The sequence below is a fragment of the Pseudoxanthomonas sp. Root630 genome (assembly GCF_001427585.1).
Taxonomy (GTDB): Bacteria; Pseudomonadota; Gammaproteobacteria; order Xanthomonadales; family Xanthomonadaceae; genus Pseudoxanthomonas_A.
Map to the genome: position 1 here is coordinate 1 of NZ_LMGY01000002.1, position 13765 is coordinate 13765.

Here is a 13765-nt window from a genome sequence, read left to right on the forward strand (position 1 = left end):
CGACAGCGCCGCCATGGACATCTGGGAGGCCTTGCGCCAATGATGTTTGAGGCGGTTAACTCAAAACAAAGCCCCTAACCGTCTACGAAAGCGGGGGCGAACCAAGCTTTCGTACATGCTCACCCATTCACCGACAGACATGGGATAGCCATCCGTCTTGATCTCACGTCGTTTCGAACTGATCTGCTCATCCAGCATTGCTAACACTCCAAATGTTCATGCGGCGCGCGCCTGCCGCTCTAACCGAAGGCGTTTTCGGCTTGATTACCCGCACTTCGAATACCCACAGTTCAAGCACGTCGCGCACCCGTCCATGATGACGAGGGCCTTGGTGCTGCACTTGTGGCAGAGGGTGGCAGAGGGCGGGAAGCTGGCGCCATCGCCGGTGACGGCGATGTCTTCCGAAGAGCCGGGCATGACGACAGAAGCGCCCTCATCCGCCCTTCGGGCACCTTCTCCCGCAGGGGCGGGAGAAGGAGACAGGCTTACGTCAAAGTTTTTTTTTGCGCGGTCTTCGTACTGCTTGCGCTTCTCGGCCAGGATGGCGCGCTGGTGGGCGCTCATTTCCGGGTCGTGGATCAGGCCGATCGACTTCATGTGCTCTTCGACGATGGCGCCCAGCTCGGCCACCAGCGACGGCATGTACACGCCACCGGCCTTGAAGTAGCCACCGCGCGGATCGAACACGGCCTTCATCTCGTCCACCAGGAACGTCACGTCGCCGCCCTTGCGGAACACGGCCGACATGATGCGCGTCAGCGCGACGATCCACTGGAAGTGCTCCATGGACTTGCTGTTGACGAAGATCTCGAACGGACGGCGCAGCTCGTGCTCCGTGCCGGCGTTGAGCACGATGTCGTTGATGGTCACGTACATGGCGTGCTCCACCAGCGGCGACTTGATCTTGTAGGTGCTGCCGATCAGGACTTCCGGGCGCTCGATGCGCTCGTGCATCTGGATGATGTTGTCCTGCGGGGTTTCCTTTTCCACCGTCTCGCGCGGCACCGACGCGGTGGCGACCGGCGCTGCGGCTTCGCGCGCCTTGTCTTCCGGGGTGAGCACGCTGTAGCCCTTGATTTTCTTGTCGATCTTGACGGCCATGACGGGGGAATCCTGTTCTTGTCTTGTTGATGGTGACGACGACGGGCGGGGCGATGGCCTTCCGGGCCGGCTCCCGCCCCAACCCTCCCCCGAAACCGGGGGAGGTGGGGTGAAGCATCAGGTCTTACTTACGGGCCGCTTTTTTCGCGGCTTTCCTCGGGGCTTTCTTCACGGCCTTCTTGGCCGCTTTCTTCGGGGCGGCTTTCTTCGCCGCCTTCTTCACGGGCGCCTTGCGGGCGACCTTCTTCACGGCTTTCTTGGCGGCCTTCTTCGCCGGCGCCTTCTTGGCGGCGGCCTTCTTGGCGACCTTCTTCACCGCCTTCTTGGCGGCCGTCTTCTTGGTGGCCTTCTTCGCTGCCTTCTTCGCCGTCTTCTTGGCGGGCTTCTTGCCGGCGACCTTCTTCTGCAGGCTGGCGGCTTCGGCCTTGGCGGCGGTGCTGGCGGCGGCCAGCTTCTTCTTCGCCTTGGCGACGGTCTTCTTCACCGCCTTGGCGGCCTTGTCGGTGCGCTTGGCCACGGCCTTCTTCGCCTTGGCGATGTCGGCGGTCACGGTCTTCTTGGCCTTCTTGGCGGCTTTCTTCGCCTTGGCGACCGTCTGGCTGGCGGTGGCGGCGACGGCCTCGCCGATTTCCACGGCCTTGTCCTTCACGCTCTCGGCGGCGCCGGAAAGCGTCGCGGTGACACCATTACCGTTGCTCATGTTGCCCTCCTGTGGGCGAGGTTGGTTGACGCTGCCGATGCTATACCCGATGGCGCGGGGTGGAACGGTGAAGCTCATGAATCGCTTGTTGCTTTTCCCTTCTCCCCGCAAGCGGGGAGAAGGTGGCCGAAGGCCGGATGAGGGGATGCTTTTCGCTGGGAGCAAACGCAACTCGCTGCGCTCGCCCCCCCCTCTCCCGCCCCTTCGGGGCACCCTCTCCCGCGAGGGGAGAGGGGTAACGCTCAAGCTCGCGCTGAGGGGATGCCTCAGAACTTGCCGTAATAGCCTTCCTTCAACGCATCGAACAGGTTGGCGGCGGTGTGCATCTCGCCGTCGTACTCGATCTGCTCGTTGCCCTTCACCTCGATGACGTTGCCGTCTTCCAGCTCGAAGCGGTAGGTGGTGTTCTCCAGGTCGGCTTCCTTCACCAGCACGCCCTGGAAGGCGGCCGGGTTGAAGCGGAACGTGGTGCAGCCCTTCAGGCCCTGCTGGTGGGCGTAGCGGTAGATGTCCTTGAACTGCTCGTACGGGTAGTCCGTGGGCACGTTGGCGGTCTTGGAGATGGAGCTGTCCACCCACTTCTGCGCGGCGGCCTGCACGTCGACGTGTTCCTTCGGGCTGATGTCGTCGGCGGCGATGAAGTACTCCGGCAGCTTGGCGTCGGCGTCGTCCGAGAACGGCATGGCCTTGGCGTTGACCAGCTCGCGGTAGGCCAGCAGCTCGTAGGAATAGACGTCCACCTTCTCCTTCGACTTCTTGCCTTCGCGGATCACGTTGCGGCTGTAGTGGTGCGCGAAGGAGGGCTCGATGCCGTTGGAGGCGTTGTTGGCCAGCGACAGGCTGATGGTGCCGGTGGGCGCGATGGAGCTGTGGTGGGTGAAGCGGCTGCCGATCTCGGCCAGCTCGTCCACCAGGTCCGGGGCCACTTCGGCCACGCGCTGCATGTAGCGGCTGTACTTGGCGTGCAGCACCTTGCCGGGGATTTCCTGGCCGGCCTTCCAGCCGTCCTTCGCCATTTCCGGGCGCTGGCGCAGCATGGCGGCGGTGACGGTGAACAGCTCGTCCATGATCGGGGCAGCGCCCTTTTCCTTCGCCAGGGCCAGGCCCATTTCCCAGCCGGCCACGGCCATCTCGCGGGCGATGGCTTCGGTGAACTCGCAGGATTCGGCGCTGCCGTACTTGTGCTTGAGCATGGTCAGCGTGCTGCCCAGGCCCAGGAAGCCCATGCCGTGGCGACGCTTGCGCAGGATCTCGGCGCGCTGCTGTTCCAGCGGCAGGCCGTTCACTTCGACCACGTTGTCGAGCATGCGGGTGAACACGCGCACGACTTCCTTGTATTCCTCCCAGTCGAAACGCGCCTGGTCGGTGAAGGGGTCGCGCACGAAGGTGGTCAGGTTGACCGAGCCCAGCAGGCAGGCGCCGTAGGGCGGCAGCGGCTGCTCGCCGCACGGGTTGGTCGCGCGGATGGTCTCGCACCACCAGTTGTTGTTCATCTCGTTGACGCGGTCGATCAGGATGAAGCCCGGCTCGGCGTAGTCGTACGTCGAGACCATGATCATGTCCCACAGGTGGCGGGCGCGGATGTGGCCGTAGATCTTGCAGGCCACCAGGCCGTCGTCGCGGACGATGTAGTTCTTGTGGGTGGGCCACTCGCGCCAGACGACCTGGGCGGCGTCCTCGACGTCGATGTCGCCCTTCTCCTTGATGTTCACCGGGAACACCAACGGCCAGTCGGCGTCGGTGTCCACGGCGTCCATGAAGCCGTCGGTGATCAGCAGCGAGAGGTTGAACTGGCGCAGGCGGCCGTCTTCGCGCTTGGCGCGGATGAAGTCCTTCACGTCCGGGTGCGAGATCTCGAACGTGCCCATCTGCGCGCCGCGGCGGCCGCCGGCGCTGGAGACGGTGAAGCACATCTTGTCGTAGATATCCATGAAGGACATCGGGCCGGAGGTGTACGCACCGGCGCCGGCGACGAAGGCGCCGCGGGGGCGCAGCGTGCTGAATTCATAGCCGATGCCGCAGCCGGCCTTCAGGGTGAGGCCCGCTTCGTGGACCTTTTCCAGGATGCCGTCCATCGAGTCTTCGATGGTGCCGGACACGGTGCAGTTGATCGTGCTGGTGGCCGGCTTGTGCTGCTGGGCGCCGGCGTTGGAGGTGATGCGGCCGGCCGGGATGGCACCGCGGCGCAGCGCCCACACGAAGCGCTCGTACCAGTAGGCACGCTTCTCCGGGGTCGCTTCGGCGTCGGCCAGGGCGCGGGCCACGCGCTGGTAGGTGCCGTCGATGTCGGCGTCGAGGGCCTCGCCCTGCTTGGTCTTCAACCGGTACTTCTTGTCCCAGATGTCCTGGGACGCCGGTTGCATGGGGATCAGGGTGGGCTGTTCCGTCTTGATCGCCTCGAGGCGCACCGTACTCATGGTTTTGTTGTTCTCCTAAAAACGACTGGAACCCGTAATGGCTGTGCCGGGTGGGCGCCGGGCCCACCCCCTGTATCTCAACGCGGACCCGGACGACGGGGACGGCGCCGCAGGCAGTCGCTCAGGATGCGCCGCCCGGGTTGCCGGATTGTGGAAGTGGGCCGTGCCATCGACCATGAAATCGCCGTGTCGCCCACTGCTTCCCTCGCCCTCATGCGCCAATCCCCAAAGGCGCCCGAATTCCCAAGCAAAACCGCCTGAAAACACCATCGCTTGGGTCCGCCACGTGCTGGACCGCAACATATTGTGTCCGCACGAGGGATGCAAACTACGCCCGGGGGTGCCCCCTGTCAACCGGATTGACATGACATTCCGGTGACGCCAAGGCACCGTCCGTCATCACGTCATGACGCCCGCCCGGCGGCCGCGCCGGCCTGAACTTCATTGCCGGTTTAGGGGTCCCTCAGCAGACTCATTCAGGTTCGCCGCCGGCCGCTCCCGGCCCGGCCCACCCCCTTCCTGATGCGACGACCCGCCGACCGACCATGAAGAACGCGATGCGCCCATTCCCCACCCTGCTGGCCCTGACCGCCGCCGCCGCGTTCGGCGGGTTCGCCGCCACCGGCCTCAACGAGCTGCTGCAGCAACCGGCCGAGGCCGCGCCCAGCGCGGCCGCCGCGGTCCCGGCGGCGGCCGCCCTGCCCACCGCCGTCGATGGCCAGGTGCTGCCCTCGCTGGCGCCGATGCTCAAGCGGGTCACCCCGGCGGTGGTCAGCGTGTACAGCCGCCAGACCGTGCGGGTGGCCAGCCCGCTGGGGCCGTTCGGCGACGACCCGGTGTTCCGCCGGCTGTTCGGCATTCCCGACATGCCGCGCGAGCGGGTGGAGCGCGCGCTGGGCTCGGGCGTGATCGTCGATGCCGCACGCGGCTACGTGCTGACCAACCACCACGTGGTGGAGAACGCCGACGGCGTGTCGGTCACCCTCAGCGACGGGCGCCAGGTGGAAGCCGAGTTCATCGGCTCGGACCCGGACACCGATATCGCGCTGATCCGCATCCCCACCCAGGGCCTGACTGCGGTGCAGATGGCCAACAGCGACCAGCTGCAGGTGGGCGACTTCGTGGTGGCGATGGGCAACCCGTACGGGCTGGGCCAGACGGTCACCTCGGGCATCGTCTCGGCGGTGGGCCGTAGCGGCATTCCGGTGGCGGGCTACCAGAACTTCATCCAGACCGACGCCTCGATCAATCCGGGCAACTCCGGCGGCGCGCTGGTCGACCTGCAGGGCCGGCTGGTGGGCATCAACACCGCCAGCTTCAACCCGCGCGGCAGCATGGCCGGCAACATCGGCCTGGGCTTCGCGATCCCGATCAACATGGCGCGCGGGATCATGGAGCAGCTGATCGCCAACGGCGGCGTGGTCAAGCGCGGCACCTTCGGGGTGGAATCGCAGGACGTGGACGAGCGCACCGCGCGCGGCCTGGGCCTGGACGCGCCGCGCGGGGCGCTGGTCACGCGCGTCTACCCCGGCTCGGCCGCGGCCACCGCCGGCCTGCAGCCCGGCGACGTGGTGACCGCCGCCAACGGCCAGCGCATCGACAACCGCGCGGCCCTGCACAACTTCGAAGGCCTGCAACCGGTCGGCACGCGCGTGGCGCTGGACGTGCGCCGCGACGGCAAGCCGGTGCAGCTCAACGTGGCGCTGAAGGAAGGCGCGCGTTCGGCCGACGGCGCGACGATCGACGCGCGCCTGACCGGCGCCACGCTGAAGGAACTGGACGAATCCGCGCGGCAGGTGCTGCGCAGCCAGGGCGCCAATGGCGGCGTGCAGGTCAGCAACGTGACGCGCGACAGCCGCGCATGGAAGAGCGGCCTGCGTCCGGGCGACGTGATCGTGGCCAGCAGCAGCGGCGAATTCGGCGACCTGCCCGGCTTCCGCGCGACCTTCGAGCGCTCGCCGCCGCAGCTGGTGCTGCAGATCCTGCGCGGACGCGGCACCGGGCGCGTGCTGATGCAGTGAAGCGTGCGCGGTGGACGGGATAACAGCCCGTTCACCGCCGTGCATTAGAGTGGCCCCCATCCCCCGCCCGCAGGAGCACCTGATGACCATGCCGACGAATACCGATGCGCTGAAGTCCAACCTGGGCGAAGCCGGTTCGCACCTCGCCTCCGCGGCGGCCGCCGCTGGCGAAGCGATCAAGGGCGCCGCCAGCGCCGCGGGCGACGAGCTGCGCCTGGGCAAGGCGAACGTCAAATCCGAACTGGCCGACAGCGCGCTGTCCGGCATCGCCGCGGCCGAGGCCGGTGGTGGCGCCGCGCGCGAGCAGGTGGACGCGCTGATGGACAAGGGCCGCGACCTGATCGACAGTGCCGCCGACCTGATCCGCGAACGTCCGCTGGCCTCGTTCGGCGTGGCCTTCGCCGCTGGCTGGATCATCGCCAAGCTCGCGCGCAGCGGCGGCGACAAGTAAGCCCGCCGCGTGTCCGACGCGCCCCGCGACACCGACGCCCCCGCACCGCCCGACCTCGCCGACACCCTGAAGGAGGTCGGTGCGGCGGGCCGTGCGGCGTACGGCTCGGCGAAGGACACCGGTCGCGCGCTGCGCGGACTGGTGTCGGCCGACTTCGCGCTGGCGCGCAGCGCCTTCGGCCGCGCGCTGGCGTGGGCCGGCGTGGCGATCGTGTTCGGCGCATCGGCCTGGCTGCTGGTGACCGGCGCGCTGATCGCGCTGATGCAGCGTTTCGGTTTTTCGTGGCTGCAGTCGCTGTCGCTGGCGGCATTCCTGAGCCTGGCCGTCACCGCGTTCGCGGTGTGGAAGGTGGGGCGCTACTTCGACTACACCGGCATGCACGCCACGCGCCGACAGCTGTCGAAGCTGGGCCTGTTCGACGAGGACGCGGCGATCGACGACGACCCGCCCGCCGCCGGCACCGCGCACGACCCGCGCGCGTCGGACCACGGGGGCGCCTGATGCGCTTCGAGAAACTCCTGCAGCACGTGCAGCGCGCGGAACAGCGGGTGGAGCTGCGCGCGACGCATACGCAGACCCAGTGGACCACGCTGAAGCAAGCCTGGCGCGAGGGCTGGACGCCGGGGCGCATCCTGATCGCCGGCGTGGTCAGCGGCTTCCTGGTGGGCCGCGCCGAACCGCTGCGCACGCTGACCGGCGCGCGCTGGATGCAGATGTTCAGCGCGGTTTCCAGCCTGCTGGCCACCGCCCAGGCCGCGGCCGCCGCCGAACAGGCCGAGCAGGCCGCCGACACCGCGCAGGACGTGCAGGACCAGGCCGAGGCCGAAGAGCCGCTGGTCGACGAAGCGTTCGAGGACGACGACATCGTCGTCACCGCGCCCCGCCCGGCCGAAGCGGCGACCGAGTTGTCCGAGCGCTGAAAGCTCCCTCTGGTCTGGGGATGTGGGAGCGACGTAAGTCGCGATGCCGCCACCGCGGCGCCGCATTCTTCTTCGCGACTCACGTCGCTCCCACAGGATTGCCCCCACAATCGCGCATCCCATCAGGCGGCCTCCTGCCCATGAGCACACCTGCGCCACCCGACGCATCCCCCGCCCCCGTCGCGCCGCCACCGTCCCGGCCGCGCGCTTCCGTGCCGCTGCTGGTGCTGGCGACGCTGGCCGTGGGCTACACGTTGTGGGCCGCGCAGGATGTGCTGCTGCCGGTGCTGCTGGCGATGTTCTTCGCCCTGGTCGGCAACCCGATCATCCGGGTGCTGCGGCGGATGTACGTGCCGCGTTTCGTCGGCGCGTTGCTGGTGCTGCTCGGCGGCATGACGGTGACGGGCCTGCTCGCGCACAAGATGCTGCCGTCGGCGATGGACTGGGCGCAGCAGGCGCCGCGCGAGATGCGCCAGCTGGCACCCAAGCTGCGCGAGCTGACCAAGCCGGTGCAGGACGCCAACAAGGCCGCCGAGAGCTTCGCCCGCGCCGCCGCCGGCACGCAGACCAGCAAGGCGCCGCAGGTGGTGCAGACGGCGCCAGATGATCCCTACCGCAAGCTGCTGGCCACGCCGCGCGTGCTGGCGTCGCTGTTGGCGGTGGTGCTGCTGACGTTCTTCTTCATGGTCTATGGCGAGAACCTGCAGCGCAACGCGATCGCGTTGTTGCCGGGGCGGCAGCAGAAGAAGTTCACCGTGGACATCCTGCATTCCATCGAGCGCGAGGTGTCGCGCTACGTGCTGACGATCAGCGTGATCAACACGGTGGTGGGGTTCGTGTTCGCCGGCGTGCTGTACCTGCTGGGCCTGCCGCTGGCCGAGGCGTTGCTGTGGGGCACGATGGCGGCGCTGTTGAACTTCGCGCCGTACGTGGGGCCGTTGATCGGGATCGTGGCGATGCTGCTGGTGGGCTTCATCAGTTTCGAGGAGCCGTTCCAGTCGATGCTGCCGGCGGTCGCCTATCTGGTACTGCACACGATCGAGGGGCAGATCGTCACGCCGATCATCCTGGGCAAGCGGATGGCGTTGTCGCCGTTGGTGTTGATCCTGGCGCTGATGTTGTTCGGGTGGTTGTGGGGAATCATCGGGTTGTTGCTGGCGGTGCCGCTGTTAGTGTGCGTGAAGTTGGTGCTGGCGCGGGTGGAAGGGATGGAGGGGTGGGCGCGGTTGTTGGAGTGACCGCTGCATCCCTGAGCCCCTCTCCCGGCGGGAGAGGGGTTGGGGAGAGAGCCAACGAAGCCCGTGTCTTCGCGCTGCCTTGACGGCCACCACGTCCGCTGGAGCTTATGGTTTGATGGCCTTGCGGGATGGACTTTCATTTTCTTGGCATGGTGCCGCTCGCCGCGGAGGCATTCTTTCTTTGCTTGTGCAAAGAAAGAATCAAAGAAACACACCCCAGGCGGCACGCCCTGCGCTTCGCTCCGNGCACCATGAGCGCGATGCGCTCATGGATTCTGAGCGCACGACGTTCGCTCGTTGGATGCGTTCAGTCGGTTCAAGCATGGTGCCGCTCGCCGCGGAGGCATTCTTTCTTTGCTTGTGCAAAGAAAGAATCAAAGAAACACACCCCAGGCGGCACGCCCTGCGCTTCGCTCCGGGTCCGCGAGCGGACCGGGAATTTTCGTAAGGCACATCCATGTGCCATACGAAAACGCCACCCATCCAGGGCGGCGCCCTTCGGGTTTTACCCGGCCCACTCGCCGTGCCTCATGGGGACCCTGAAGAGCCACGTCAAAGGCGTGCACGCCGGATCTGTCCGTGTCGGCTCTCGGGGCCCCTGAGGTCCGGCAGTCACGGCGGGTCAAACCCGCAGGGCGGCGCACAGGACGTGCGCCGTTTTCGTATGGGGCAGAGCCTGCCCCGTACTTGATACGGGGATGCCCCTTACGAAAATTCCCGCCGGGACTGCGCACCCGCCGCATGCGGCGGGCGGACCGCCGGGGCGTGTTTCTTTTGCCTACTTTTCTTTGCACAAGCAAAGAAAAGTAGGGCCCCCGCGGCGAGCGGCGCCATGCATGAACACCCGCGTGCCTCTCGAAGGCCATGAACCCGATGCGCTCACACCCCCATGTGCGTACCACGCTCATGGCGCATGCTGCTGGCACACCGGTCGTTTGGAATGGACCGGCTTCGTTGCCCCTCACCCCAACCCCTCTCCCGGCGGGAGAGGGGCTTGAAGCCTGGGAGCGGGGCCTGAGCCGCCCCCGGTGAAAGCCCCCCGAAGACCCCGTGTAAAATCACCCCGATGAGCTTTCCCGTTCGCGCCATCACCCTCGACCTCGACGACACCCTGTGGCCGTTCGCCCCCATCGGCGCCCGGATCGAACGCGTGCTCGACGACTGGCTGCACGAACACAGCCCCGCCACCGCCGCCCTGTTCCCCGTCGAACGCATGCGCGCCGTCCGCGAAGCCGTGTTCGCCGCCCACCCCGAACACAAACACGACCTCAGCATCCTCCGCCGGATGACCCTCGAACACGCCCTGCGCGAGAGCGGCGCCGACATGGCCCTGCTCGAACCCGCGTACGAAACCTTCTACGCCGCCCGCAACCAGGTCGAGTACTACCCGGACGCCCTGGACGCCCTGCACCGCATCGCCGCCCGCCTGCCCGTGGCCGCCGTCACCAACGGCAACGCCGACCTGCAGCGGATCGGCCTGGGCCACCTGTTCGCCCACCAGATCCACTCGCGCGAACACGGCGCGGCCAAGCCCGAGGCCAGCATCTTCCACGCCGCCTGCCGCTTGCTGGACGTACCGCCGGCCGAAGTACTGCATGTGGGCGACCACATCGAGATGGACGTGCTGGGCGCCGCGCGCGCGGGCTTGCGCAGCTGCTGGATCAACCGGCCCGAAGACCACGACGGCCGGCCGCAAGTGTGGACCGATGCCACGCTGCGCCCGGACCTGGAATTCGCCACCCTCACCGCGCTGGCCGACTGGCTGGACGCGCATCCTTCTTTCGCCACGGAACACGCTGCCGCATGAGCGCTGCCCTCGCCTATACCGACGCCTCCACCACCGCCCGCGCGTTGCACGTGCTGGACCGCACGCAGCTGGCCGGCTGGCGCGCCACGCAGTCGCCCGCGGTGAACGCGTGGATCGACGCGCAGGGCTTCGCGGCCGGCGCGGGCTCGCTGGTGCTGCTGCCGGGCGATGACGGCCTCGCGGGGGCGGTCATCGGCATCGGCGATGCGCTGGACCCGTATGCGTACGCGCATGCGCCGTTCGGCCTGCCGGCCGGCGACTGGCAGCTGGCCACCGACCTGCCGGCCGACGCGCGCACCGCGCTGCAACTGGGCTGGGGCCTGGGCAGCTACAAGTTCGACCGCTACAAGCAGCCCGCGCGCAAGCCCGCGCGCCTGGTGCTGCCGCAGGCCGATGCCGAAGCGCTCGACCTGCTGGCCGCCAGCCTGCAGGTGCGCGACCTGGTCAACACGCCCACCGAGCACATGGGCCCGGACGATCTCGAAGCCGCGGTGCGCGAGCTCGCTACCACCCACGGGGCCGAGATCGAGGTGATCGCCGGCGACGCGCTGCTGACCCAGAACTTCCCCGCCATCCACGCCGTGGGCCGCGCCTCGCACCGCGCGCCGCGCCTGATCGCACTGCGCTGGGGCGACGCCGCCGCGCCGCACGTCGCGGTGGTCGGCAAGGGTGTGTGCTTCGACACCGGCGGCCTGGACATCAAGCCGGCCGACGGCATGCGCAATATGAAGAAGGACATGGGCGGCGCCGCGCACGCGATCGCGCTGGCCCGCCTGGTGATGGCGCGCCAGCTGCCGGTGCGGCTGACCCTGCTGGTGCCGGCGGTGGAAAACAGCATCGGCCCGAACGCGTTCCGTCCCGGCGAGGTGATCGCCACCCGCAAGGGCGTCAGCGTGGAGATCGACAACACCGATGCCGAAGGCCGCGTGATCCTCTGCGACGCGCTGACCTATGCTGGCGAGCAGTCGCCGGAACTGCTGCTGGACTTCGCCACGCTGACCGGCGCCGCACGCATCGCACTGGGCCCGGACCTGCCGGCGCTGTTCGCCAACAACGACAGCGTGGCCAACGACTGGATCGCCGCCGGCGAACGCATGCGCGACCCGGTGTGGCGGATGCCGCTGTGGCGCCCCTACCTGCGCTATCTCACCAGCGGCATCGCCGACCTCGCGAACGCGGGCTCGCGGATGGCCGGTGCCGTCACCGCGGCGCTGTACCTGGAGCGCTTCGTGCCCGATGGCCTGCCGTGGGCGCACCTGGACGTCTATGCGTGGAACGACAGCGACCGCGCCGGTCGTCCGGCCGGCGGCGAAGCGCTCGCACTGCGCAGCGCCTACGCGATGCTGAAGGCGCGCTACGGCGCCACGGCCTGAACCACGGCGACATCGTTCGCCGCGGTTTCCACCCGGTTGCGGCCGGCGTGCTTGGCCCGGTACAGCGCGGCATCGGCCTGCCGTAGCAGCGTCTCGCCCAACCCGCCGTGCTGCGGGAACATCGCAATCCCGATCGACACGGTCACGTGCGGCAGCTCCTGCCCCAGGTGCATCACCCGCATGCCTTCCACGCCCGCGCGGATCGCTTCGGCACGTGCCTGCACGGTGATCGGATCGGCTTCGGGCAGGATCAGGGTGAACTCCTCGCCACCGTAGCGGCAGGCGATGTCCTCGTCGCGCGACAACGCCTGCAGCAGGCGCCCGAACTCGGCCAGCAGCGCGTCGCCACCGGCGTGGCCGTGCACGTCGTTGAAGCCCTTGAAGTGGTCCAGGTCCAGCATCATCAGGCCCAGCGGCATGTGCCGGCGCTCGCAGCGCGCCAGCTCGCGCGCCAGCGACTCTTCCAGGTAACGGCGGTTGAACAGGCCCGTCAGCGGTTCGCGGATGGACTGCACGCGCAGGCGCGATTGCAGTTCCAGGCTGGACAGCGCCATCGACAGTTGTTCGGCGGCGGTCTTCACCAGGTCCATGCGGACGAGGAAGGTGTCGTCGTGGCCGGACAGGTACAGCAGGCCGAGCTGGGTGCCCTGCGCGATCAACGGCACGCACACGTAGGTCGGCGTGGCGTTGAGCGATGGCGTGGTCACGTGCGCGCACGGCAGCAGCTCGTGGTGGGCGCGGTGCACATGCGGCTGGCCGCGGCGCAGCGCCCAGCAATCCTGCAGCGGGAACATCGCCGGGCCATTGAGCGCGTGCTCGCCCCAGTGCGCGACTTCCTCGGCGTAGTCCTGCGAGGCGCGCACGCGGTACAGCGTGCCGCCGGCTTCCGGCAGCAGGCGCGAGAAGTACTGCGTGGCCAGGCCGACGGCTTCTTCCACGCTGACGCAGCTCTGCAGCATGCCGCCGTAGCGGCTCAATTCGTTGAGGTCGGCGCCCTGCCGCTCCAGCGCGTCGATGTTGTCGAGCAGTTGTGCGCGCGCCTCGTCGCCGGCGTCTTCGGCGCGCGCGCGGCGGCGGATCTCGCCGACCAGCAGCGTGTACACCACGCCGATGATGGCCAGGCCCAGTGGAATGCCGAGCAACGCCAGCACGCGCAGCAGGGTGGCGCTGTTGCGGCTGGAATCCGCACGTTGCACGAGCAGCTGCCGCTCGTTGGCCACCAGTTGCCGCGCCTGCGCGCGCAGCGCGCCGGAGGTGCGCCGCACTTCCTGGCCGATGGAACGCTGCGCCGACGGCAGGCCGCCGGTGGCGTAGTTGCCCAGCGTGGCGTCCATCTGGCCGAGCCGACGCTCGATCTCGAGCTTCCACGCCAATGCCAGGCGGCTCTGGTCGGGGTTGTCGCGGACCAGCTGCTGCAATTGCACGAGCCGTTCGGGCAGTTCGCCGCGGCTGCGCCGGTAATCGGCGAGGTAGTCGACATCGGCGGTGAGCAGGTAGCCGCGCTGGGCGGATTCGCCATCGCGCAGGTGCGCTTCGATGGCACCGACCAGGGCGATGACTTCGTTGGTGTGCGAGACCCGGTTCGCGTCGCCGATGAAGCGCTGTGCGCCGAGCACGACGCCCACGCCGATCACCACGAAAATCGCGGCGGCGACAAGCAGGCCGATACGGTTGGCGTGAGGGCGGCGCAGGGGCATGCCGGTCCGGAGCGCGGGGGTCAGGGGGAGCCTAGGGGGC

At 68.3% G+C, this 13765-nt stretch carries 11 protein-coding genes; 7 read left to right on the forward strand and 4 right to left on the reverse strand.

What is annotated here, in order from left to right; all coding sequences use genetic code 11:
- Positions 1–264: 264 nt before the first annotated feature.
- From ASD72_RS02965 to ASD72_RS02975, 3 genes are all read right to left on the reverse strand, one after another.
- Entirely contained in the window at positions 265–1101 is an 837-nt protein-coding gene (locus ASD72_RS02965) for an NrdJb (RefSeq protein ID WP_056878502.1), read from the reverse strand.
- 124 nt (positions 1102–1225) lie between these two features.
- The gene (locus ASD72_RS21175) at positions 1226–1801 is read right to left on the reverse strand and encodes a hypothetical protein (protein ID WP_056878610.1); all 576 of its coding nucleotides are present in this window, start codon (positions 1799–1801) and stop codon (positions 1226–1228) included.
- Positions 1802–2067: 266 nt separating this feature from the next.
- Positions 2068–4218 carry an adenosylcobalamin-dependent ribonucleoside-diphosphate reductase gene (locus tag ASD72_RS02975; protein ID WP_056878503.1) on the reverse strand — a complete coding sequence of 717 codons (2151 nt, stop codon included), beginning with the start codon at positions 4216–4218 and terminating at the stop codon, positions 2068–2070.
- Positions 4219–4775: 557 nt separating this feature from the next.
- On the opposite strand from ASD72_RS02975, the gene ASD72_RS02980 reads away from it, so the two are divergent.
- From ASD72_RS02980 to ASD72_RS03010, 7 genes are all read left to right on the forward strand, one after another.
- Complete coding sequence (locus ASD72_RS02980; protein WP_056878611.1) at positions 4776–6239, forward strand: Do family serine endopeptidase; 1464 nt, start codon at positions 4776–4778, stop codon at positions 6237–6239.
- A gap of 88 nt (positions 6240–6327) precedes the next feature.
- Positions 6328–6690: a hypothetical protein gene (locus ASD72_RS02985; protein WP_056878612.1), complete on the forward strand. Its 363-nt coding sequence runs from the start codon at positions 6328–6330 to the stop codon at positions 6688–6690.
- 9 nt (positions 6691–6699) lie between these two features.
- Entirely contained in the window at positions 6700–7191 is a 492-nt protein-coding gene (locus ASD72_RS02990) for a hypothetical protein (RefSeq protein WP_056878504.1), read from the forward strand.
- Positions 7191–7610: a hypothetical protein gene (locus tag ASD72_RS02995; RefSeq protein ID WP_056878505.1), complete on the forward strand. Its 420-nt coding sequence runs from the start codon at positions 7191–7193 to the stop codon at positions 7608–7610. The genes ASD72_RS02990 and ASD72_RS02995 overlap by 1 nt, the downstream gene beginning before the upstream one ends.
- Before the next feature lie 140 nt (positions 7611–7750).
- Positions 7751–8848 (forward strand): AI-2E family transporter, encoded by a 1098-nt coding sequence (locus ASD72_RS03000; RefSeq protein ID WP_056878506.1) that lies wholly within the window; start codon positions 7751–7753, stop codon positions 8846–8848.
- A gap of 1066 nt (positions 8849–9914) precedes the next feature.
- Positions 9915–10655 carry an HAD-IA family hydrolase gene (locus ASD72_RS03005; protein ID WP_056878507.1) on the forward strand — a complete coding sequence of 247 codons (741 nt, stop codon included), beginning with the start codon at positions 9915–9917 and terminating at the stop codon, positions 10653–10655.
- Positions 10652–12028 carry a leucyl aminopeptidase family protein gene (locus tag ASD72_RS03010; protein WP_056878508.1) on the forward strand — a complete coding sequence of 459 codons (1377 nt, stop codon included), beginning with the start codon at positions 10652–10654 and terminating at the stop codon, positions 12026–12028. The genes ASD72_RS03005 and ASD72_RS03010 overlap by 4 nt, the downstream gene beginning before the upstream one ends.
- On the opposite strand, the gene ASD72_RS03015 is transcribed toward ASD72_RS03010, so the two are convergent.
- Positions 12010–13725 (reverse strand): diguanylate cyclase, encoded by a 1716-nt coding sequence (locus tag ASD72_RS03015; protein ID WP_056878509.1) that lies wholly within the window; start codon positions 13723–13725, stop codon positions 12010–12012. The genes ASD72_RS03010 and ASD72_RS03015 overlap by 19 nt on opposite strands.
- Between the last annotated feature and the right edge of the window lie 40 nt (positions 13726–13765).

Coding starts and splice junctions, on each gene's coding strand:
- ASD72_RS03015 (WP_056878509.1), bottom strand. CDS start 13,725: ATGCCCCTGCGCCGCCCTCACGCCAACCGTATCGGCCTGCTTGTCGCC.
- ASD72_RS03005 (WP_056878507.1), top strand. CDS start 9,915: ATGAGCTTTCCCGTTCGCGCCATCACCCTCGACCTCGACGACACCCTG.
- ASD72_RS02985 (WP_056878612.1), top strand. CDS start 6,328: ATGCCGACGAATACCGATGCGCTGAAGTCCAACCTGGGCGAAGCCGGT.
- ASD72_RS02975 (WP_056878503.1), bottom strand. CDS start 4,218: ATGAGTACGGTGCGCCTCGAGGCGATCAAGACGGAACAGCCCACCCTG.
- ASD72_RS02980 (WP_056878611.1), top strand. CDS start 4,776: ATGCGCCCATTCCCCACCCTGCTGGCCCTGACCGCCGCCGCCGCGTTC.
- ASD72_RS03010 (WP_056878508.1), top strand. CDS start 10,652: ATGAGCGCTGCCCTCGCCTATACCGACGCCTCCACCACCGCCCGCGCG.
- ASD72_RS21175 (WP_056878610.1), bottom strand. CDS start 1,801: ATGAGCAACGGTAATGGTGTCACCGCGACGCTTTCCGGCGCCGCCGAG.
- ASD72_RS03000 (WP_056878506.1), top strand. CDS start 7,751: ATGAGCACACCTGCGCCACCCGACGCATCCCCCGCCCCCGTCGCGCCG.
- ASD72_RS02995 (WP_056878505.1), top strand. CDS start 7,191: ATGCGCTTCGAGAAACTCCTGCAGCACGTGCAGCGCGCGGAACAGCGG.
- ASD72_RS02965 (WP_056878502.1), bottom strand. CDS start 1,101: ATGGCCGTCAAGATCGACAAGAAAATCAAGGGCTACAGCGTGCTCACC.